The following is a 20,647-nucleotide window of genomic DNA, read 5'->3' as shown; positions in this document are numbered from 1 at the left end:
GCCCATTAATTTGGTCAAAAGCTAAAATATCAATGCGAAATAAGGAAATAACTTCTAAATCAAATGATCTAGGGGTAAAGACGTGCTCTCTTTCACACTGCGCAACAAAAAGCTCGACTGAACACCAGTGACACCAGGGATTCGCGTTAACTTACCTAATAAGAAATCATGGTACTTTTCCATGTCTTCTACTACGACTTCCAATAAGTAATCGCAGTTTTGGCCAGTCACCAGATTGCAATTCCTTACCTCAGGAAAAACATCTACCTGATCTTCAAAAACACTAAAGCGATCTGGAGTGTGCCTATCCATACTGATTTGCAAAAATGCGGTCAATTTTAAACCCAAGCTCGACTTTTTTAAGATGGTTACTTTACGATCTATAACACCATTTTCTTCCAGCACTTTCACTCGACGCAAGCAAGGTGATGCCGATAATCCAACTCGATCCGCCAATTCTTGATTTGTTAAGCTAGAATCTTGCTGTAACTCGCGCAAAATATTTAAATCGATTTTATCAAACCCCATAACAGCAACCCCAAATTACTAATTTTAGTATTTAATACGCAATATAATGCCATAGAAATTGATTTTTTCATAAAAAACGCAATCTTTTACTCATATTTTTTGGGTACACTATACAAATTGAAAAATAAAGAAACACCAAGAAAAAAGCGCCTACTCAAGACGCACTAATAACAACGAGGTTTACCGACCTCCTATTAATAAGGACAAGATCATGTCGTCTTTTGACCATACAAAGTACACGCCATTCAAGCCAGTCGCTATTACAAACCGCACATGGCCTGATAAAGCAATCACTAAAGCGCCTATCTGGTCTAGTGTCGACCTGCGTGATGGCAACCAAGCATTGGTAGAACCAATGACAGTGGAACAAAAGAAACAGTTTTTTGCTCTATTAGTAGATGTTGGATTCAAAGAAATCGAAGTCGGCTTCCCTGCCGCTTCTCAATTGGATTTTGACTTTGTTCGCTGGTTGATTGAAGAAGACCAAGTACCAGACGATGTTTACATTCAAGTATTGACTCAAGCGCGCCCAGAATTAATTGAGCGTACTTATGAATCACTAAAAGGTGCCAAAAAAGCCATCGTTCATGTTTACAACTCAACGTCTACAACACAACGTGAGCAAGTATTCCGCATGGACATGGAAGGCATCAAACAAATCGCAGTTAATGGCGCTAAATGCGTAAAAGAACACGCCGCAAAACACCCTGAAACAGAATGGGTGTTCCAGTATTCACCAGAAAGTTTTACTGGCACTGAAATCGACTACGCCATTGAAGTCGTTAATGCGGTTGCCGATGTTTGGCAACCAACACCAGACAACAAAATCATTATCAATTTGCCTGCAACGGTAGAAGTATCCACTCCTAACCGTTATGCAGACCAAATTGAATACTTCTGCCGCAATGTTAAGCAGCGCGACAGCATGATTGTCAGCTTGCACACCCACAACGACCGCGGCTGTGGTGTAGCGGCAGCAGAATTAGGCGTTATGGCTGGCGCAGACCGTATCGAAGGCACATTGCTAGGTAACGGCGAGCGTACAGGCAACATGGACATCGTTACTATGGCGATGAACATATACAGCCAAGGTATTGATCCAGAGTTGGCGTTGGGCGATATGGACCGCATCATAAGTGTGGTTCAAGCTTGCACCTTATTACAAGTTCACCCGCGTCACCCATACGCAGGCGAATTGGTGTTCACCGCCTTCTCTGGCTCTCATCAAGATGCGATTAAGAAATGTTTGGCTAACCAAACCGACGACAAACCTTGGGATGTGGCGTACTTGCCGATTGACCCTCGCGATGTCGGCCGTAGTTACCAAGAAGTCATTCGTGTAAACAGCCAATCAGGTAAAGGCGGCGTCGCTTATACACTTGAGCAAGAATACGGTTTGGCTTTGCCACGTTGGTTGCAAGTAGAATTCAGTCCAATCGTTCAGCAGTTTGCTGAAAAAGACGGCGGCGTTGTGGATGCTGAGTCTATGAAGAACTTGTTTGAAAATAGCTTCATGACAGGCACGACACCATACAAATTGGGCAAATACGATCTTGCAAAAGACGATGTTGATACTGTTCATGCCGAACTTATCTGCAACAACTCTAGCATTAAGATTACAGGTAACGGCAACGGCGCGTTGTCTGCTTTCAGTGAAGCATTAGGCAAGCACTTCAATATGCGTGTCGATATCATCCAGTATCAAGAGCACGCTTTGACGGTAGGTAGCGACTCACAAGCCATTGCCTATGTTCAAGCCAACATAGACGGTGACCGTTACAATGGCGTCGCCATCGACAACGACATTGTATCTGCGTCAATCCAAGCACTATTGGCCACAGTGAATCAGAAAATCACTGAAAACAAAGACTCTGCTGTTGCGTAATGAATTACCTTTAGTAAATTGAAGGCAATAAAAAGCCGAAAATCCAATCGATTTTCGGCTTTTTAATGTGTTCGTTTCTGATTTTATAAAACTCTATTGAGGGTGGTAAACCACCTTATTTCTGCCAGTATCTTTTGCCTCATACAAGCATTCGTCTGCACGCTTTAATAATACAGTTTTATCTTCTAACTCACCTGTATACATAGCTACACCAATACTGGCTGTAATAGGGATTTCAATACCTTCATGCACAACTGGAAGCTCGGCAACAATGCTACGATAGCGATCAAATACTTTGAAAACATCTTCTTCTTTAACATTATGTAGAATAATACCGAACTCTTCACCTCCCAAACGGCCAATAATATCACTGTCTCTTAGGGCTATTTTGATTCGTTTTGACACTTCAACCAAAACAGCATCCCCAGCATCATGCCCATAGGTATCATTGACGACTTTAAATTTATCAAGATCAAACATGGCAAATGCCATAGGAACGCCATAACGACGAGTGAAAGACATTTCTCGATCTAACATAAGTTCAAAAAAACGACGATTGGCAACATCTGTTAAGTGATCAGTTGATGCTAAATGCTCAAGAGCAAGGTTTGAATCCACAAGACGACGCCGCATATCGGCAATGCGTTGCATAGCCAACATTTTAGCCGACAGAACTTTTTGGCTAATTGGCTTCATAAGATAATCATCGCCACCAGCTAAAATAGCTCCTTCTATATCATCATCTTCAGCACTAGCACTGAGAAATATGACTGGCAACCACTCTTGATGTTGTTGCTCTTGTATTTTACGAATCGACCTAACCGCATCGAAACCATTCATATAAGGCATTTGAACATCCATTAAAATAAGATCCAAATCCTGTGAATGTTCCAAAAATTGATCTATCGCTTCCTGACCATTACTGGCTTCTATTGTTCGATAGCCTAACTTTGACAAGTGAAGCTTCAGTAACAAACGGTCCGTGTTTGTATCATCTACTACTAACACTTTCATTGGCATTAGAGCATATCCTGTAGTTTAGTCTTCACATTTTGATACATTGCTAGTACTTCTCGCAATTTAGTATTCAGTTCAGGCACACCCCCCTGACGACTTTCTTGTTCTAGCTGCGCAGCCATTGCTGACATCGTCATTGCACCTACATTTTGGCTGACAGATTTCAAGCTATGAGCAAGACGAGAAACCGCTGCGCAATCGATATCACCCTCTTCACTCAACATCTTGTCAAATGATGTCATGATGCTTTTTGCGTCATCAAAAAAGGCATCAATCAACAAGGTAAAATCACTTCCCAACAAAACTTTTAATTCATTCAAAACAGATTCATCAATTACAATATCCGACTTCACATCAAAAATAGAATCAGCCGCTTGCACAGTTTTCTCCAGAGTATCATCTTTTGATTGATGACTATGAGGCAACCACTCATCCAACATATTAATAATCTCCTTTTGCTTAAAAGGCTTTGGCACTAAACCATCACCACCAGCACGCAGCACTTCCGATAATGTTTCAGTCATGAGATCAGCCGTTAATGCAATAATAGGCACGCGTTTATGTTGACTGTATTTTTCGGCTTGCCTAATACGACGCATAGCCGATAATCCATCCATTACTGGCATGTGTAAATCCATAAAAATAAGGTCTGGCTGATGGGCACCCCACATTTCTACGCCAATCGAGCCGTTTTCAGCACCAATAACATCAAAACCCATTCTCGTTAAAATTCCCTGCGCTACTGCCATATTGGCTTTCATATCTTCAACAACTAAGATGAGCCCCCTCTTATTGCCATTATCACTAACATCTGATACTTCGTCATCATCACTGCTATCTGCGTATGAAAGTTGATGCCCAAGCACATTATCAGACAATGCCGTAATCAGACCTCTCTTCAAGGCCAAAGCATTCATGGGTTTAGCAATACACATATTAACGCCAGCAGTAGCCAACTCACTTTGAGTTAGCTCACCGGCAGAAGAAGTCATCAAAACTATAGGTTGATACAAAGAGCCGCTCATTTCTCGAATCGCTGTAGAAAGCATCAAACCATCTAACTCTGGCATCATGTAATCTATAACCACCAGCTGATACGGCACATTTTTATCCATCGATTGCCTAATGAGACGTAAAGCATTCACAGGGCTTAGCTCTGTATCTGCATAGATATCGCACGACTTCAGCTGATTTTTAAGTATAGCTAAGTTGGTTTCATTATCGTCAACGACTAAGGTTTTCTTACCAAGTAATAGATTTTCATCAACCACAGTTTCGATGTGAGACATTGCATGACTTTCTGATAGTGCAAATGACACCGTAAAAACAGATCCGACACCCAATTGACTCGACAAAGAAATATTGCCATCCATTAAACCAACCAATTGTTTCGTAATCGCCAAACCTAAACCGGTTCCACCAAACTTACGTGTTGTTGAACTATCTGCTTGCACAAAAGCACTAAACAATTGCGGCTGCACATGATCTGCAATGCCCACTCCAGTATCAGCAATACTCAGAGTGATGGCGGCTACCCCTTGTTGATCAACGGCACCTTTTGCGGATACCAATACATGGCCCGAGTTGGTGAACTTAATCGCATTACTAATAAGATTAGTTAACACTTGCTTAATACGAAACACATCGCCCACCAAAAAGCGTGGACAAGATTCATCATATTCCACCAATAAATCGATGCCTTTTTCTTCCGCCTTCATCAGCAATAAGCGCACAACATCATAAATGGCTTTTTCTAAATTGAAATCAACACGTTCGATAGAAAGATGACCCGCCTCTATTTTGGAAAAATCCAACAAGTCATTAATTAAACCCAAAAGCCCCTCGCCGGACTCTTTCAGTATGCGCAATTGCTCCTTTTGCTCTGCGTTTAACTTACTACCAGAAAGTAATTCAGCCATACCTAATACACCATTTAATGGTGTTCTGATTTCATGACTCATGGTAGCAAGAAAATTGCTTTTTGCCTTACTGGCTGCAACCGCTTGATCGCTCGCTTCCCGTAAAAGCACTTCTGTTTCTTTTCTAGAAGTAATATCCATGTTCACACCAATAAGATGTGATGCATGGCCTTTTTTATCAAATACAATGGCAGCATTGGATTTCAAATAACGAACCTGCCCATCTTTTCGCATGATCCTAAAATCAAAATCTAAATCTTTAGAGATATGGGAAGCATCCTCTTTACTGGTAAAATACGCTCCGCTTTCTTCTAATCCAGCAAACACATCTCTTAATCTGACTTTATCTTCCGGATAAACACAATCATCCCAAACTAGAAGTGGCTGAGCTCGCTCACCTATAGAAAAACCATAAAGTCGATACATCCAGTCATCCCAATGCAAAGTACTTTCTTGCAGATCGAATTCCCAGACACCTATGCCAGCAGCATCCGCTGCGATAGATAAACGCAAATTGGTATCTATCATTTTCTGCTCAACTTCTAGACGCTCTGTCACATCACGAATATGGGCGATATAGCCGCCGAGGCTTCCGTCAGCATTTCGAATCATGCTACCAATCGTTTCGGTATGAAAAATCTTACCCTGTTTATTTTTATAGCTCACACGATAACGATTTAAAACATCTTCTACATCATCTTTATAAGCTTGGCCTTGCCGAATAAAATCGCTTTCATCCGCATACAAAACTTGGGTGGTTTTACCTCGTAAATCATCAAGACTATAACCAAACAGCTCAGTGAAAGCTGGATTTAACATTTTTATTTCACGATTTCGTCCGACAAGCACGATCGCCTCTGGCGCATTTTCAAAAAGCGACTCAAAGAATATTTTTTGCTCGCGCAGATCATTCTCATATTGAGCCTGTACAGATCTATCGTAGGCAAGAGTCATCTCATTACCAACCCACTGAGCAAGCAATTTCATTACTTCATAATCATCATCACCAAAAGGCTGATTCTTCGGGTTTGGACTAGAGAAATTGAGTGTTCCCCAACGCTTACCACTGACATAGATAACAATGCCAATGTAAGCTTCTAATCCAAAGCCCTTATAACAAGGATGCTCTTTAATATCACTAATCGCTGTATGGTAATAAGATGTCGGCAAATCACTACCAAGAGTGTGAACACAATAGGTGTTTCCTAGCTCAAACTGTGCACCTGGAAGCACTTCTCCGTTTGGAGTATGGCTGTATTCCACTTGATAAATATCGCCGTTAATTGAGCTGATAAGCCCAATCGGTAAGGCAAAATGTTCGACGCCAACTTGTAGAATTTTTTGCAGTTTTTCATCTAATGATAAATCTGAATTGGCCGTCACTTCATGCAAGTTCTTTAACGTTTTCAACGTTCGTTTTTGTGCAGTTGCACCATCACCAATTGATATAGGTTTTCCATCTACATGCGGCAGTGAAGATAATTGCACTGGAGATGAGGCCATTAAAGTTGAAAAAAGACCTACCAAGGAATCAATATGCTCTTCCAGCAATTCATTATTGAGTAAACAAGGAGTATCACTTAAGGAAATCAATCGAACATCATGAATGCCTAAAGGCTCGATAACACAGCTAGCAATATTTGGTAAATCAGAAAATAAAACGTGAGCGGAAGGCGTACTTTTTATATCGAAATATCGGGAAGAAGCAAAAGTATTAAAGCGAAATAGTTTAGTGGAACAATTTATCTGATGAAGGCCATCGACTTCACCAGATAAAACCACACGACCATCTTTAAAAAGTAAACCAGCACAAGACATACCTAAAAGAGACCTAGCTACTTTTAAAGCAGCCTCAAATTGACCCATTCACTTCCCCTTGGCTTATGCATGTCAAACGCAATCAGAAAAACTAATTAAGCACCACCCTACTTATAAAACATATCAGAAAATCAGGATTCTGCTAGGCAAAAGATAGAAATACTATGGCAGTAACTTATCGATCAAAACACAATCCTTAGTATCATTACGGCTGGCTTTGACTTTATCTAATACTTTTTGCGCGACATCTTTTTGGCGTTCTGAAACATATTTTGAATCAACTGTCTTTTGAACGTTGCTCAAGTAAGCATCTAACTTTGGCGTGCAATAATCGTCAAATGCCAAGGCGCTAGTTGAAGTAAGTAATGCAGAGATCCCTACCAAGCCAACAGAGAGTGAAGTTTTGAACAACATAATATTTTCCTAAACAGTCTATTTAATTAGGAAAAATTAGACCATAGACGAAGCTAAAGTGAAACCTTAAGCTGAGCCGCAATCACTCATTTACATGTTTAAATCATCAAGTCGTTGTAACACCTTGTTACGAACATTAAGCAAAAGCACTTAGCAACTTCCATCTCAATGCCGCAACAAGATAAGGCCATTTATATCGAAATAACCTGATGACAAGTTTTTTGAACCAATGCAGCATCATGACTAACCAACAGCACAGCGCAGCCTGCTTCACAGGCCAACTCGACTAATAAGGCCGTCACCTCTTTTGCCGTGATTGGATCAAGCCGAGAAGTCGGCTCATCAGCGAATAAAAACACTGGATCCAATAACAAGGCTCGCAATATAGCAAAACGCTGTAATTCGCCACCAGAAACCGCTAAGCAATTACGCTCAAGAATCCCATGCGGCAAACTCAAGCGATCCATCAAAGGTTCAATACGAGCTTTATCAATGCCATGCAAAAGTATCAAATCTTCCAGTAACTGACCAAGCGACACACTAGACGAAAACGCCGACGGCGGATCTTGATACAGTTTTAACCATTGATGCGGCTTAGCTGTTTTATTCGAGCGAAGAATACTCCCAGCCGAAATCGGCAACAGGTTCAGCAAGGCATCACCAAGCGACGATTTACCACAACCACTGTCACCGACAATGCCAACCACCTCGCCTTGCTTGATAGTAAAAGACAGTCCATCAAACAAGATTCGTCCACCTCGCTCTAACGTTAACTTATCAGCAACAAGAATACTTTCGGCGCCGTCTTGTCTAGACGTTGGAGCCATATCAGACCAAGCACTAGGCTCGGCAGCTATCAACTCGCGCGTATAATCGTCTTTTGGATAATCAAGCACTTGAACCGCCTCGCCTTGTTCTACCAAACAACCTTCTTTCATCACCAATAGCAAACCACCTAACTGACGAGCAACCGCTACGTCATGCGTAATCGTCAGTAAGCTGCCCAAATTCGAACGAGCTTGAAGCAACTGTACAATGCCATCACGACGTGATACATCCAGTCCTTTAGTTGGTTCATCCGCCAAGATAACATGCGCACCACCTGCTGTAGCGGCGGTAATCGCAAGGCGTTGTGCCATACCGCCAGACAGTTCATCTGGTCGTTTATGTCCGCTGTCTTCCAAGCCAACACGACGTAGATCATCTTCAGCAATGGAAAGAGACTCTTGCGCACTCTTCTCTCGTACGAACTGATACACCTCTTTAACTTGATCCACCCCCTTCATTAAAGGATCAAGGGAATGCCAAGGCTCTTGTGGCAGCATTACCATCTCTTTGCCCCACAACGCCCGACGTTCATCAATCGACATTACTTTGCCAAACACTTCCACGTCACCAGCCATACTTAAATCATCCGATAATAACCCCATAATAGCTTGTGCCAATAAGCTCTTACCGGAACCAGTCTGACCCAAAATCGTGAGCGGTTCACCTTGCTTTAATTCCAAAGAAATTGGCTCTAGCAAACAAGTGTCACCCACATAAACCGCTACATTGGTTAATTTCAGCAATACACTCATGCTCGTTTCCCTGCCAATAAATGAAATGAAAACACCATCAAAGCGATGACAATCAAAGGCTGTGCCAACAACCAAGGCGCGTCACTGTAATAGGGGAATAACTCAACTGTCATCAACCCCAACTCAGCAAGCGGAGGCTGAATACCTACATAAACAAAACCCAACGACGCCATAGTTAAAATCGCGTTTGCGCCACCAAATGCCGCTAAGGTAAAAACCGAAGGTGAAATGGCAGGCCAAATATGACGTTTAAATTGATACCAACGACCAAACCCCATCATCTGTGAAGACTGTCTTGCTGGGCTTTGAATCACACCCTGCGTTACTGCCCGTACGACACGGAAATATTCTACCCACTGCACCAATGAAATGGCCAAATACAACACCAAGAAAGAACCCGGCGCTATGGCAGCAAATAACAGCACCACCACCAATCCAGGCAAAGCAAGTAAAATATTCACCACAATACCTAAGATATTATCGACCTTTTTACCGCCCCAAACTGCCCACACACCAAATGCCGTGCCCACTAGGGACGATGTCAACATACATAAAAGACTTAGCGCAAAGGACAAGCCCACAGCATGCGCCATACGCGTTAACATGCTACGACCAAAATGATCTGTGCCGAGCCAATGAGACGCCGAAGGCGCTTGCAAAATAGCGTCTAAATTTTGCTCTGACAAGCTATAAGGTGAAAACAAAATACCAAACAAAGAAAACGCCAAAAGACCAAGTAAAACACTCAAACCTAACCATTGGGAATGTGTCATTTTCATAAGGTTTTCGCTCCTCTTGGATCAATCCATAAGCAGATAATATCCACCAAGGTATTGAGCAAAACGAAGAGTATTCCCATCACCAAGGCAGCCCCTTGAATCACAGGAATATCACGAGCAAAAATAGCATGAGCCAAACCATGACCAATTCCCGGCCACGAAAATAACGACTCAATCATCACAATCCCTTCGATCATACTGACTAACTGAATACCGAAAAACGCCACGACCGGCACCGCAATATTGCGTACACCATGCTGACGAAATGTCTGCCAAGCAGACAAACCTTTCACTCTGGAGAATTGGTAAAACGCAGCCTGAAAGGTTCTCTTAGCGGAATCCCTAACAACTCGGTTGGAGACCGCTGCTAAGCTCAACGCCAAGGTGATAGCCGGCAAAACCAAATGCGCTGGCGTGCCAAATCCAGCAACCGGAAACCAGTTCCAATGCAATGCAAATAGCAAAATGAACAACACACCCAATACAAACACCGGCATAGCACGAATTACACTGGACAAGCCCATCAACACAGAATCCAAAGGATTCCCGCGCCAAGCACTTAATAAACCCAACGGCACGGCAATCAACACAGACAACATAAGTCCAGCAACCGCCAACAACAAGGAATGACCTAACATATGTTTAAGCGCATCCACTACAGGCAAGCCACTAACTAACGAATCACCTAAGTTGAATTGCAGAAGATCAGACAACCAATGCCAATAAGCCATTAATGCGCCTTGATCCAGTTTCAACTCTTCACGCACTAAAGCAGCGGCATGAGAGTCTACGTTATCCTGACCGTAACGACTGGCGGCAATTCGATACGACATATCACCAGGTAAAGAACGCATCAATATAAAAGTCAAGGTGCCAACCCCCCAGACCACAGTTATCAATTGAAGCGCCCTTTTAAACAGCATTGCCTTCATTGTTTTACGAACTCCATTTCATTTAAATAAAAGCTGCGCTCAAAAGGATCAAAACGAAAACCTTTAATTCGCGTATTTACAGACGTTTGCTGAACATAGGAAGAAACTGGAATCATCGGACGTTCGTCATAAATAATCTGCGCGCTGCGTTGAGCAATTTCTTTGTATTTAACCGGATCAGAGGTTTGTTCTAATGCCAATAAATCAGCACTTAACGCCTTATTATTCCAATTCATTGCACCCCAATCGCCACCGCCATTGGAACCAAAATCAGACAATATCACGCCTAATGGATCGGCAATAAAGCCATAATTACGCGCAATCAACGCCACTTCTAACGAACCATCTTGATGCCCCATTGGAATAGCGCTGGAATTAGTAACTTCTACTTTTGTTGTTACACCAATAGCTTGCCACTGAGCCTGAATAGCCGTCGCCACCGTAGTCAGTTCTGGTCTATCCGCGTAAGTTATAAGCGTCAATTCAAACAACTCACCGTCTCTCTCTAACATTCCTTGTGAGTTTTTCTTCCATCCCAAAGATGCCAACAATGATTCAGGCGTACCAGCATCTGCTTCGGTTTCAGAAGTGACATTCTGCAAATACCAATTAGACATAGATGCTGGCAATAATTGCTCAGTTTCTGAACCGGGAATACGCAGCACACCTCTGGCGATACCCTGTCTATCAATGGCTAAACTCAAGGCTTTACGGGCTCGCACATCGTCTAAAAACCGATGACCGCTATTTAGCTTTAACACTATCGTTCTAGGAATAGGATTTGAGTACAGATTTAAAATATCCACACGCTGCAGCGAAGGCAAACTGGCAGGATCTAAGCCAAAAACAATATCTACTTGGCCACTTCTTGCTTGCAACACGCGGCTTTCAGCGCGATGCCCCGTTAAATAACTCGCGTAAGGAATACTGGCTTTCTTTCCCCAATAGTTATCGAATTTCTCAACAACAAGTTTATGTGGCGGCGCAAATTGAAAAACCTTATAAGGACCAGTACCTGATAATGCCAACACTTTTTTATCTTTGTCATAAGCGGCTGGAGATAAAATACCATTGGCATAATTCGCTAACACCGCACCTAACAAGGTATATGGACGAGATAAAGAGATAACGACGGAATGATCTCCTACCGCTTGGATACTTTCAATTGGCGCATTGCGTAATGCGCCATGCTTAGATTGAGCAATCAAAAGGCTATTCACTACCTTATCGGCATCCATCAAAACGCCATCGTGAAAATAAACACCATCACGTAAGTCAAATGTCCAAATTCTCGCGTCTTCACTGATATGCCAATCTTTTGCTAGCGCTGGAATGAGCAAGCCATTTTCATCCACATCCAAAAGGGTTTCTAGTACTTGCATTCGACTAAAGACAAAACCATTTTTGGCTGGATCTAAACTGGTAAACTCAAAAGCCGCGCTAACAGATACAGTGTTAGATGATGTTGGCCCAGAACAAGCTGTCAACGCCAAGAGACCACTCAGTATTGAGACGCAAAAAAATATTCGTTTAAAAAAAGGTATTACTCTCATGTCCATATTATCCATAACAATAAAATAAAAAGTTATGATATAACATATTAAACAATTCTGACAATCATTTGAGAACAACTTGCATTAACGTCTAATATTTGATCAATAAAGTACCTATTAAAACTTATCTGATTGATGTACTAATCAAAAAAAAACCAGTCCAACGGATGTTGAACTGGTTTTTAACGAACTTGCTTATTTTACCTTCTGCTCACTAAGCAGAAAGCTATCTCATGTCTATTATTTGAAAACGCGTTTTCTAACGCCTTCCAATCGTTTCAGAATTGCATCAAGACGCTCAGGCTTCACCATAAACTCTTGGAAACCCTTCATGCCCTCTTGAGCCATGCTTGGATCAGTATCACGATCATAAAACTGAGCGGTACCAGCAGCACTGTTCAACATTGCTACACCTTTATTCAAGAAAAAATCATCCGGTGCTTTGGCTTTATTGTTAGGTGGAATTTGTAACAAGACACCATTTAACATGGTTTGATTATCGGCACGTGCCATAAACTCCAAGAATTTCCGAGCATCAACTTTGTTTTTTGCTTTTGCTGGGATATGAACTGTTTCCATTGGTGCATCTTCGGCAATAGGAATAGCTGGATCAATAATAGGAAATTGGAAAAAGCCCATCTTACCATCTAGCTCTTTGGGAAAGTTAGGCACAATAAAGTTACCAATCAAGTACATGGCTGCTTGGCCGTTGTACATAAATGGCTGCGCTTCTTGCCAAGAATAAGAAGCATGGTTTTCTAGGAAATAACCTTTATCAATAAGTTCTTTCCAATGTTCAAACGTTTTGCGCACGCGAGGGTCTGTATAAGGGATTTTACCGTCCATCAAATCGATGTGGAACTCCAAACCATTAGTGCGCAAATTCAAGTAATCAAACCAACCTGCTGCTGTCCATAGATACTTAGTACCTATCGTAATGGGAGTAATGTCATTGGCTTTTAGCTTCGCGTTAACCGCAAGAAATTCATCCCAGGTTTTCGGCTCAGACAAACCTAACTTATCAAAGATATCTTTGCGGTAATAAATCCCCCACTGATAGTAACTATAGGGAATGCCCCACTGTTTATTATTCAATGTAGAAGCTGCCGTCGCTGCAGGCATGATTTCTTTTAGACCTAATTTCTGCCAAATATCGCTAACATCTTCAAAAAGATCACGATCAACAAAGCTTTTCATACGATTACCTGAGTACCAGAAAACGATGTCTGGCGGCGTAGTCGATAGCCAATTACGAATGGCGGTTTTATAACCTTCTTTGTCGTACAGATTGTATTTCACTGTGATGTCAGGGTTTTCACTTTCAAATTTCTGCACCATTTCCGTAAACGCTTTCTTCGGTGCAGGGTCAGCCTGATCGGAGTTGATTACCAAGGTACCAGCATTAGCAATAGAGACAGCACCTAATGCCATTGCCCCTACTAATAAGGATTGTATTTTTTTCATGTAAATAAGCCCTCTTTTTGTTTTTATTAATTGGAACCAAGTTTCAGTATTGACCAAACAAAACGATTAATCAATAAACGAAACAAAGTTCCATTTAAACAGCCACTTTTACTGTCTATCGTTTTTTCCAAATAGCAACGTCAGCGGTACCTAAAGACTTAGAACCAATAACAAGCTCTGCATCTTGTGGCTCAAAAACAACCGTATTTGAGCTATAATTAAATACAAAAATCACATTGCCTCGCTCTCTCACTCGAACGCCTTTTGGCAAATAGTAAGTCAATAATCCCGCCACTTCAGACAACTTAGCTAAGCTGGCTTTTAACAGAGTATTATCAATACAAGAGCCAAGATAATAGTGACGGCCTTCTCCCATCAACACAGGATTACCGCCATCATCTTTTAACAAACAAGGCAATTCTGTCTTAATTTGTTCATGCCAATGCTTCAAGTTACCCGCGCCCCAACGGCCAGAAACAGCTGGCTGAGTATGCTCAGGCAAAGCATCAACACGCTCCACCGTTAACGGCAATAAGCTCGCCAACGGTCCCGGTGCAAGGTTTTCTGGGATTTGATAGGTTTCTGTTTTGCTACCTGTTCTTGGACCCGCAAGCAACACACCTTGATAAGCATTCAAACGCTCTTGCAACTCTGGAGTGATATGTGCCTGAGCAGGTAAAACCAACAATTCATAGGTATCCAATGACCTAGAGCTTGGAATAATGTCAACGGATAAGCCAAGTTCGCGCATGGCTTCATACATTCGGTAACACCAGAAAAAGTAACGATATGCACGGGACTGAGGCTGAATATCCAAAGACCAACAAGCGTCATAATCAAACATCAAGGCCACTTTTCCAGCACTTGGCAGGGACATTAACTCATCTGCATCAAGGCCAATTGATTCAGCCAAGACTTTCACTTCTTGCGCCACCAAGGTCGCTTCTTTTGCCGCTTCAGCTTCTTGCGCATCTGGACGTAATAAGCCAGCATGCATTTGCTCTTGACCAAATGGCGCCTGACGCCAGCGGAAATACGACACCAATTCAGCGCCATGAGAAAAAGCTTCCCACGTCCATAAACGTACTGCACCATCGGCAGGTGTTGGATTGTGTGGCGCCCAATTCACCGGTCCTGGCTGCTGCTCCATAATCCATAAACGACCATTACCGCAGCCGCGATACAAATCATGATGAAATGCACCTGCATCCGGATGACCGACTCGCAAATAAGTATGTTTTTCATCTACAGTATAAAGTGGCTCTTTGTCTAAAGACCCCAATGGATAACTGTCCCAGCTCGCCACATCAAGATCTTGGCCAACTTTATGATGATCAAATGCTGTAAAGAACCCCATGTAGTTATGCACTAAATCTCGACCGGCAGAATATTCACGCAAGATATCCACTTGCAGCTTGTTGAAAGCAACCACTTGATCTGAACAGCAACGTTGAAAATCTAAACGATGGGAAGGATTGGCTTCGGTCACGGTTAAATTCGGCAATTCGATTTCATCGAATGAGCGATAATCCATACTCCAAAATACGTTACCCCAAGCTTTATTTAGGACTTCAACCGTGCCGTATTTTTCTGCCAACCAAAGACGAAAAGCCGCAAGGTCGGCCTCGGCATAACTTAAAATAGTGTCATGGCAGCCGTATTCATTGTCGGTCTGCCAAGACGCCACGGCGGGGTGCTGACCATAACGCTCTGCCATTAATGTCACAATGCGACGACATTCTTCTCTATATTCCAAACTCGCAAAAGTATAATGACGACGCGAACCAAACCCCCTTAACCGGCCTTGTTCATCTTTTGCCAACATAGACGGGTGGCGATCAACCAACCATTTTGGTGGTGTCGCGGTTGGCGTACCTAAAATGACTTTTAAACCCTGAGAATGCAAAATATCTAGCGACTCATCCAGCCACTCCCAATGCAGTTCACCCGGAGTTGGCTCAATCGTACTCCAGCTAAACTCGCCAACTCGAACATACTGAATACCAATGCGTCGCATATGTTGAGCATCTTCAACCCAACGACTTTTTGGCCAATGTTCTGGGTAATAACACACACCTAATTTCATTTTAAGCTCCTGCAAATGGCTGGCTCGGCGCGCCAGTAATATTTATTGTTGTTAAATCAATCGCAACGACGTGACCTGCAAGCGGCTGCCTAGCCAAGTCGTCTTCGCTAGTCGCCACACTGGCGGATGTGATAAATAGCGTGTTGCCATCAGGGCCACCAAACACGCAACTGGTTGGCTTAGAAAAAGGCAATTCAATTGTCTGCAGCACTTCGCCTTCTGGGTTATAACGAACCACGCGCCCTCCATCCCAATTGGCGTTCCAAATACAGCCTTCTGAGTCAATACAAGAGCCATCGGCTCCGATGCCTTCTTTCACCTCAAAAAATGGTTTTTGGCTACGGATGTCATAAAATTCTGGGTACGGAAAAATATGCACTTTTCGTGTCATGGAATCGCCAAAATAAAAGCGACCACGAGACTCGTCCCATGCCAAAGTATTGGAAATACCAACCCCTTCAAGCATCAATGTCTTTTTGCCTTCCGGCGTAATCTTCCATAACCGACCCGACGCTTTCTCTTCTGCATCATCCATAGTGCCAAGCCACAACACACCGCTTGGATCACATTTAGCATCGTTGCTACGATTACCCGGAATATCGGTATCCAAATCACATAGGTGCTCTAACTCACCTGTCGTCTTATCTAAATAAGCAACAGAATCCGCCAACGCCACCAACAAACGATCACTTTGCGTCGTAAATACAGCTGATACTTTCTTTGGTAACGTCCAATGTTGGTATTCATTCGATCCCTGATGCCAACACCATACCTGGCAGGCTGGAATATCAACCCAATACAATGCTTGCTCTGATTGGCTCCAAAATGGCCCTTCGGCTAACTGATGGCGTTGAGTACTAATTTGCTTCATTGTTTTTATTCTCCAATTTGTCTTGTCTACTTAAAAAGAACTATTTTTGATAAGCCTTCCAAGCAGCCATAAAAGCTTCCGCATTGGCTTTCGTCGTTTCGACAGATTGGCCTTTTTTGTACAAAGCCGAACCTAGACCAAAGCCACGAGCACCAACATTTAAATAATCAGCCACATTGTTTGGCGTCACACCGCCAACCGGACACAGCCAAGTCTCAGCGGGAATCACCGCACCCAAGGCTTTAACCACATTGATCGTAGGCAAAGCTTCAGCAGGAAACAGTTTCACCGCATCCGCACCAGCGTGTAGTGCTGCAAAGGCTTCACTCGCGGTAAAAAAACCTGGCATAGCGTATAAACCAGCTACTTTCGCGGCTTTAATCAGCTCGACATCTGTATGTGGGCAAACCATTAATTTTGCGCCCGTAGCTACCAATTCAGTCAACTGCGCCATAGTCAAAACGGTGCCAGCGCCAATCAATACTTGCTCTCCAAACTTATCCTGAAGAGAACGAATACTAGTAAAAGCATCAGGCGAGTTAAGTGGTACTTCGATCAAACGAAAACCAGCATCAATTAAAATTTGAGCGTGCTCAATCACTTCATCAGGTTTAATACCACGAAGAATGGCAACCATCGGGAATTCTTTCATCAATGCATTAAAAGAATGTTTCATTTAATTAAGCTCCTATTGTCGAATTGTTTTCCGACCTAGCCTGACGATTCGCCAAGCGCTTTAGACCACGAATACTGGCTTCGTTAGCCGCTAAGAATTCACAGGGAAGATTTCGCGAAGACAAAGCCAGAGCGTAACGAGCACTAAGCGCTTCACTACCTATAATAAATACTGGAGCTGTTGGCGTATCGATAGATGACAAAATGTCATTCACGTCATGACCAATCACCACACCAGATAAGTAATCTCGCACTTCATCTGCGGCTAACTCGCCACATACAAAACGACTACGGGCACTAAATAAATGATGCAAAACACCGCCCGCTTGCTGGCTAGCCAAAACGCCTTTTTTAAAGGCCGCTTCGTTCAGCAAATCCGACTTAGGTAAGCCTTTTACCAAACTAGATTCATCATTCAAACGCGCAAAAAGCTCGCCTGTAATTGAGGTAGAAAACTGCGTCACCTTGCCTTCAGTGATTTGCGCCCATTTACAATGGGTTCCTGGCAAGCAAAATACGGGGGATTCATCAGCACGATCTTGCTCTTCTAACCAATCAAGCGCACCCAGCAATTGCGTTTCTTCGCCACGCATAACATCAAGCAAACCTCCGACACTCCTACCTCGTAAGCCCGGCACAATCGCCACCTTATTTGGTAACGACGTGGTCAGCCAAAAAAGATGATCAGATAAATCGTCTAATTTTATAGGACAATGCTGGTAAGGCACTTCTTGCCAACCACCACGACTGCCAACCATTCCGGCCATATAAATAGGCAGATCAGGCGTTAGCCAATCAGCCAACAAATCAGATAAGACACTTTCAAACTCAGCAGAACCGAGCTTTAACATACCTCGGTCACTGTCGCGCTGAGCTTGAATACAACCATCCTGATTCATCAAAAAGACACGTAAATTGGTGGTTCCCCAATCAACGGCAATAAAGCGGGAACGCCTATCATTCATTATATTCTCCATCGCAATTTTCCGATTCAGGCTCGGCTTGAATCGCTAGCAATACTAGAGATTCAGGGTCAAATATAGGCAATCTGAGTCCAACTTGACTCAAACTCGCACCGTTTAAAATAAGGTCTTTTTTCCACAATTCAGGTAAAGCTTTCATAAGATGGCCTGGCAATGGGCTATGCTCCAGAACCTTCACTCGATAGAGCTGATCTGGTAATAAATTAGGTAGGCGAACCGGTAAGGTTTGCGCTTGCTTTGGCATGGTTAATTGACTGTAAACAGCCAATCCTTGCATTCTGTCTTGGCTCAGCGCCCATTGAGTTTGCGCTCGACCATCGGCACTAGGCAAACGCCAGTTATTGCCTTCATGCAATACGCTTCGATACTGTTTGTAATGTGATAGCCACTTGGCAATGATGGCTTTTTGTTCCCTGTTAGCATCCAGCAAATTCCACTCAATACCCAAATGTCCCAGCATCGCGGTTCCCGCCCGGAAAGCCACATCATGAACTCGGCTTGTCGTATGGCTCTTATCAGGGCCAATATGGGATCCCATTACTTCAGGCGGTAGGAAATAACTAAAGCCTCGCTGAATAGTTTGACGCTCCAAAGCATCGTTGCAATCAGACGCCCAAAAGCGTTTGGTGAAATTCAAAATACCAAAATCCACTCGTGCGCCGCCAGAGGAGCAGCTCTCAATTTCCATATCAGGAAAAGCCTGATTGAGCTCGCTCAACAAACGATACAATGCCTCAACTTGCACGTGAGCCTGTGGTGCAATATCACCACTTGGTTGAGTGTAATCTCGGTTCATATCCCATTTCACATAATCAATCGGATATTCGGTAAACAAAGCAAACAAACGCTCGCGAATGTATTGATAGGCTTCCGTCTTCGCCAAATTGAGAACCAGCTGATTACGTGCGAGTGCAGGCTCGTAATGAGGCAATTGCAAAGCCCAATCAGGGTGTGCACGGAACAAATCAGAATCTGGATTGACCATTTCCGGTTCAAACCACAGACCGAACTCCATTCCTAAATTGTCTTTTACATAACGGATCAATGGCATTAAGCCATCAGGATATTTTGTTTCATCAACGAACCAATCACCCAATGCCGCCTTATCGTTATCGCGACCACGGAACCAACCATCATCAAGAATGTAACGTTCAACACCAACGTCATCTGCGGCTTTCGCCAGCGCTTTTAGCTTGTTCATATCGTGATCAAAATAAAAGGCTTCCCAAGTATTGAGATGCACAGGACGAGGCTTGGTTAATTTCAGGCGATGACGTGCTTCCTGATGAAATTGATGGCTCATGGCATTTAAACCAGAAGCACTGTGTGCTGCTAAGAATTCTGGTGTCGAAATAGATTCATTGGCAGCCAGCACGATTTCACCTGGTAAATACAGGACTTCAGCTTGCAAGTAACGATGACCTTCGGCGGTGTAATCGGCTTTTAATCTGTGATTACCGCTCCACGCCAAATGCGCGCCGACAAGCTCGCCTTGTTGTTCACCAAAGCCTTGTTCACCAACAATCACCGCAGGAAAGTTTGCTTGAGAGTTACGACCATTGCGATTTTCTTGCAACCAAGTGGCTTGCCAATCACTGCGCTCTTGTTGAAATTCCTGACACCAGCGACCATAGAATCCCATTCGTTCAGTAAATTGACTGGCAACTGGTAAAGTACACGCCAAGCGTTGAACGGTAACATCCCCCTGCCCCTGGTTCGTTAAGCTCAATTGTTGGCGTAATACGCCTGATGGCAATAAACCAATTGCCAGCGAAACCGACAATTGAGCCACTTGGTCTTCCAAACGAATCACAAAACCGCTTTCTAGTTCTTCCACATCAAGCAAGGTCCAGCATGCAGCCCACGTGGGGCGATCTTGCGCACTGGCTTCCACGGCTGGCGTTTGCAACCAGCCACGCCCTGCTTCAGGGAGTAAAGACATAGGAACAGGCTTGTCCATCATGGCTTGTGGAATGGCAGCTTGTTGCGACATATAAACCGCACTTAAGTCTGTTTCCTCAGGTAAAACATCACCAAAGTAGAGTAATTCTGGCGAACCTTGTTGGGGACAGGCAATCACCAAGGTCTTGCTTTGGTCTTTTGAGTCTTGTCGATAAAAACGTAGGTTCCATTCATTTTTCAT

General features: G+C 43.2%; 15 protein-coding genes. 1 reads left to right on the top strand and 14 read right to left on the bottom strand.

Translation table 11 applies throughout. The features are described 5' to 3' along the window. Positions 1-54: 54 nt before the first annotated feature. Entirely contained in the window at positions 55-528 is a 474-nt protein-coding gene (locus tag KPL72_RS03685; protein ID WP_219701918.1) for an Lrp/AsnC family transcriptional regulator, read from the bottom strand. Between the two features lie 211 nt (positions 529-739). Between KPL72_RS03685 and leuA the strand changes: the two genes are divergently transcribed. Continuing rightward, positions 740-2,413 carry a 2-isopropylmalate synthase gene (gene leuA, locus KPL72_RS03680; protein ID WP_219701917.1) on the top strand — a complete coding sequence of 558 codons (1,674 nt, stop codon included), beginning with the start codon at positions 740-742 and terminating at the stop codon, positions 2,411-2,413. Positions 2,414-2,506: 93 nt separating this feature from the next. Here leuA and KPL72_RS03675 read toward each other — a convergent pair whose 3' ends face one another. The 13 genes from KPL72_RS03675 to KPL72_RS03615 form a co-directional block, all read right to left on the bottom strand. After that, complete coding sequence (locus KPL72_RS03675) at positions 2,507-3,433, bottom strand: GGDEF domain-containing response regulator (RefSeq protein ID WP_219701916.1); 927 nt, start codon at positions 3,431-3,433, stop codon at positions 2,507-2,509. Then, on the bottom strand, positions 3,433-7,215 hold the full coding sequence (locus tag KPL72_RS03670; protein ID WP_219701915.1) for a response regulator: 3,783 nt from the start codon (positions 7,213-7,215) through the stop codon (positions 3,433-3,435). Before KPL72_RS03670 ends, KPL72_RS03675 begins: the two co-directional genes overlap by 1 nt. Before the next feature lie 114 nt (positions 7,216-7,329). Beyond that, positions 7,330-7,581, bottom strand: coding sequence for a hypothetical protein (locus tag KPL72_RS03665; protein ID WP_219701914.1), 252 nt, complete (start codon positions 7,579-7,581; stop codon positions 7,330-7,332). A gap of 191 nt (positions 7,582-7,772) precedes the next feature. Further along, positions 7,773-9,161, bottom strand: coding sequence for an ABC transporter ATP-binding protein (locus tag KPL72_RS03660; RefSeq protein WP_219701913.1), 1,389 nt, complete (start codon positions 9,159-9,161; stop codon positions 7,773-7,775). Further along, on the bottom strand, positions 9,158-9,940 hold the full coding sequence (locus KPL72_RS03655) for an ABC transporter permease (protein ID WP_219701912.1): 783 nt from the start codon (positions 9,938-9,940) through the stop codon (positions 9,158-9,160). The genes KPL72_RS03660 and KPL72_RS03655 overlap by 4 nt, the downstream gene beginning before the upstream one ends. Next, complete coding sequence (locus tag KPL72_RS03650) at positions 9,937-10,830, bottom strand: ABC transporter permease (protein WP_346729492.1); 894 nt, start codon at positions 10,828-10,830, stop codon at positions 9,937-9,939. Before KPL72_RS03650 ends, KPL72_RS03655 begins: the two co-directional genes overlap by 4 nt. Before the next feature lie 38 nt (positions 10,831-10,868). After that, on the bottom strand, positions 10,869-12,365 hold the full coding sequence (locus KPL72_RS03645; RefSeq protein WP_249422087.1) for an ABC transporter substrate-binding protein: 1,497 nt from the start codon (positions 12,363-12,365) through the stop codon (positions 10,869-10,871). Between the two features lie 300 nt (positions 12,366-12,665). Continuing rightward, positions 12,666-13,889, bottom strand: a complete 1,224-nt coding sequence (locus tag KPL72_RS03640) for an ABC transporter substrate-binding protein (protein WP_219701909.1) — start codon at positions 13,887-13,889, stop codon at positions 12,666-12,668. A 115-nt stretch (positions 13,890-14,004) separates the two neighbouring features. Then, a complete protein-coding gene (locus KPL72_RS03635; protein ID WP_219701908.1) occupies positions 14,005-15,975 on the bottom strand; it encodes a beta-galactosidase in 1,971 nt (656 codons plus the stop codon). 1 nt (position 15,976) lies between these two features. Next, a complete protein-coding gene (locus KPL72_RS03630; protein WP_212918666.1) occupies positions 15,977-16,846 on the bottom strand; it encodes an SMP-30/gluconolactonase/LRE family protein in 870 nt (289 codons plus the stop codon). 40 nt (positions 16,847-16,886) lie between these two features. Then, positions 16,887-17,522: a 2-dehydro-3-deoxy-6-phosphogalactonate aldolase gene (locus tag KPL72_RS03625; protein ID WP_212918665.1), complete on the bottom strand. Its 636-nt coding sequence runs from the start codon at positions 17,520-17,522 to the stop codon at positions 16,887-16,889. Between the two features lie 4 nt (positions 17,523-17,526). Then, entirely contained in the window at positions 17,527-18,486 is a 960-nt protein-coding gene (locus KPL72_RS03620) for a 2-dehydro-3-deoxygalactonokinase (RefSeq protein ID WP_219701907.1), read from the bottom strand. Beyond that, positions 18,479-20,647 carry an alpha-galactosidase gene (locus KPL72_RS03615; protein WP_219701906.1) on the bottom strand — a complete coding sequence of 723 codons (2,169 nt, stop codon included), beginning with the start codon at positions 20,645-20,647 and terminating at the stop codon, positions 18,479-18,481. Before KPL72_RS03615 ends, KPL72_RS03620 begins: the two co-directional genes overlap by 8 nt.

Origin of the sequence: Marinomonas lutimaris (genome assembly GCF_019426345.1) — a bacterium.
Lineage (GTDB): Bacteria > Pseudomonadota > Gammaproteobacteria > Pseudomonadales > Marinomonadaceae > Marinomonas > Marinomonas lutimaris.
The sequence above is the reverse complement of the archived record's forward strand: the minus strand, read 5'-3'. Positions and strand labels throughout refer to the sequence as shown.

Coding starts and splice junctions, on each gene's coding strand:
- KPL72_RS03685 (WP_219701918.1), bottom strand. CDS start 528: ATGGGGTTTGATAAAATCGATTTAAATATTTTGCGCGAGTTACAGCAA.
- leuA (WP_219701917.1), top strand. CDS start 740: ATGTCGTCTTTTGACCATACAAAGTACACGCCATTCAAGCCAGTCGCT.
- KPL72_RS03675 (WP_219701916.1), bottom strand. CDS start 3,433: ATGCCAATGAAAGTGTTAGTAGTAGATGATACAAACACGGACCGTTTG.
- KPL72_RS03670 (WP_219701915.1), bottom strand. CDS start 7,215: ATGGGTCAATTTGAGGCTGCTTTAAAAGTAGCTAGGTCTCTTTTAGGT.
- KPL72_RS03665 (WP_219701914.1), bottom strand. CDS start 7,581: ATGTTGTTCAAAACTTCACTCTCTGTTGGCTTGGTAGGGATCTCTGCA.
- KPL72_RS03660 (WP_219701913.1), bottom strand. CDS start 9,161: ATGAGTGTATTGCTGAAATTAACCAATGTAGCGGTTTATGTGGGTGAC.
- KPL72_RS03655 (WP_219701912.1), bottom strand. CDS start 9,940: ATGAAAATGACACATTCCCAATGGTTAGGTTTGAGTGTTTTACTTGGT.
- KPL72_RS03640 (WP_219701909.1), bottom strand. CDS start 13,889: ATGAAAAAAATACAATCCTTATTAGTAGGGGCAATGGCATTAGGTGCT.
- KPL72_RS03635 (WP_219701908.1), bottom strand. CDS start 15,975: ATGAAATTAGGTGTGTGTTATTACCCAGAACATTGGCCAAAAAGTCGT.
- KPL72_RS03630 (WP_212918666.1), bottom strand. CDS start 16,846: ATGAAGCAAATTAGTACTCAACGCCATCAGTTAGCCGAAGGGCCATTT.
- KPL72_RS03625 (WP_212918665.1), bottom strand. CDS start 17,522: ATGAAACATTCTTTTAATGCATTGATGAAAGAATTCCCGATGGTTGCC.
- KPL72_RS03620 (WP_219701907.1), bottom strand. CDS start 18,486: ATGAATGATAGGCGTTCCCGCTTTATTGCCGTTGATTGGGGAACCACC.
- KPL72_RS03615 (WP_219701906.1), bottom strand. CDS start 20,647: ATGAAAAATGAATGGAACCTACGTTTTTATCGACAAGACTCAAAAGAC.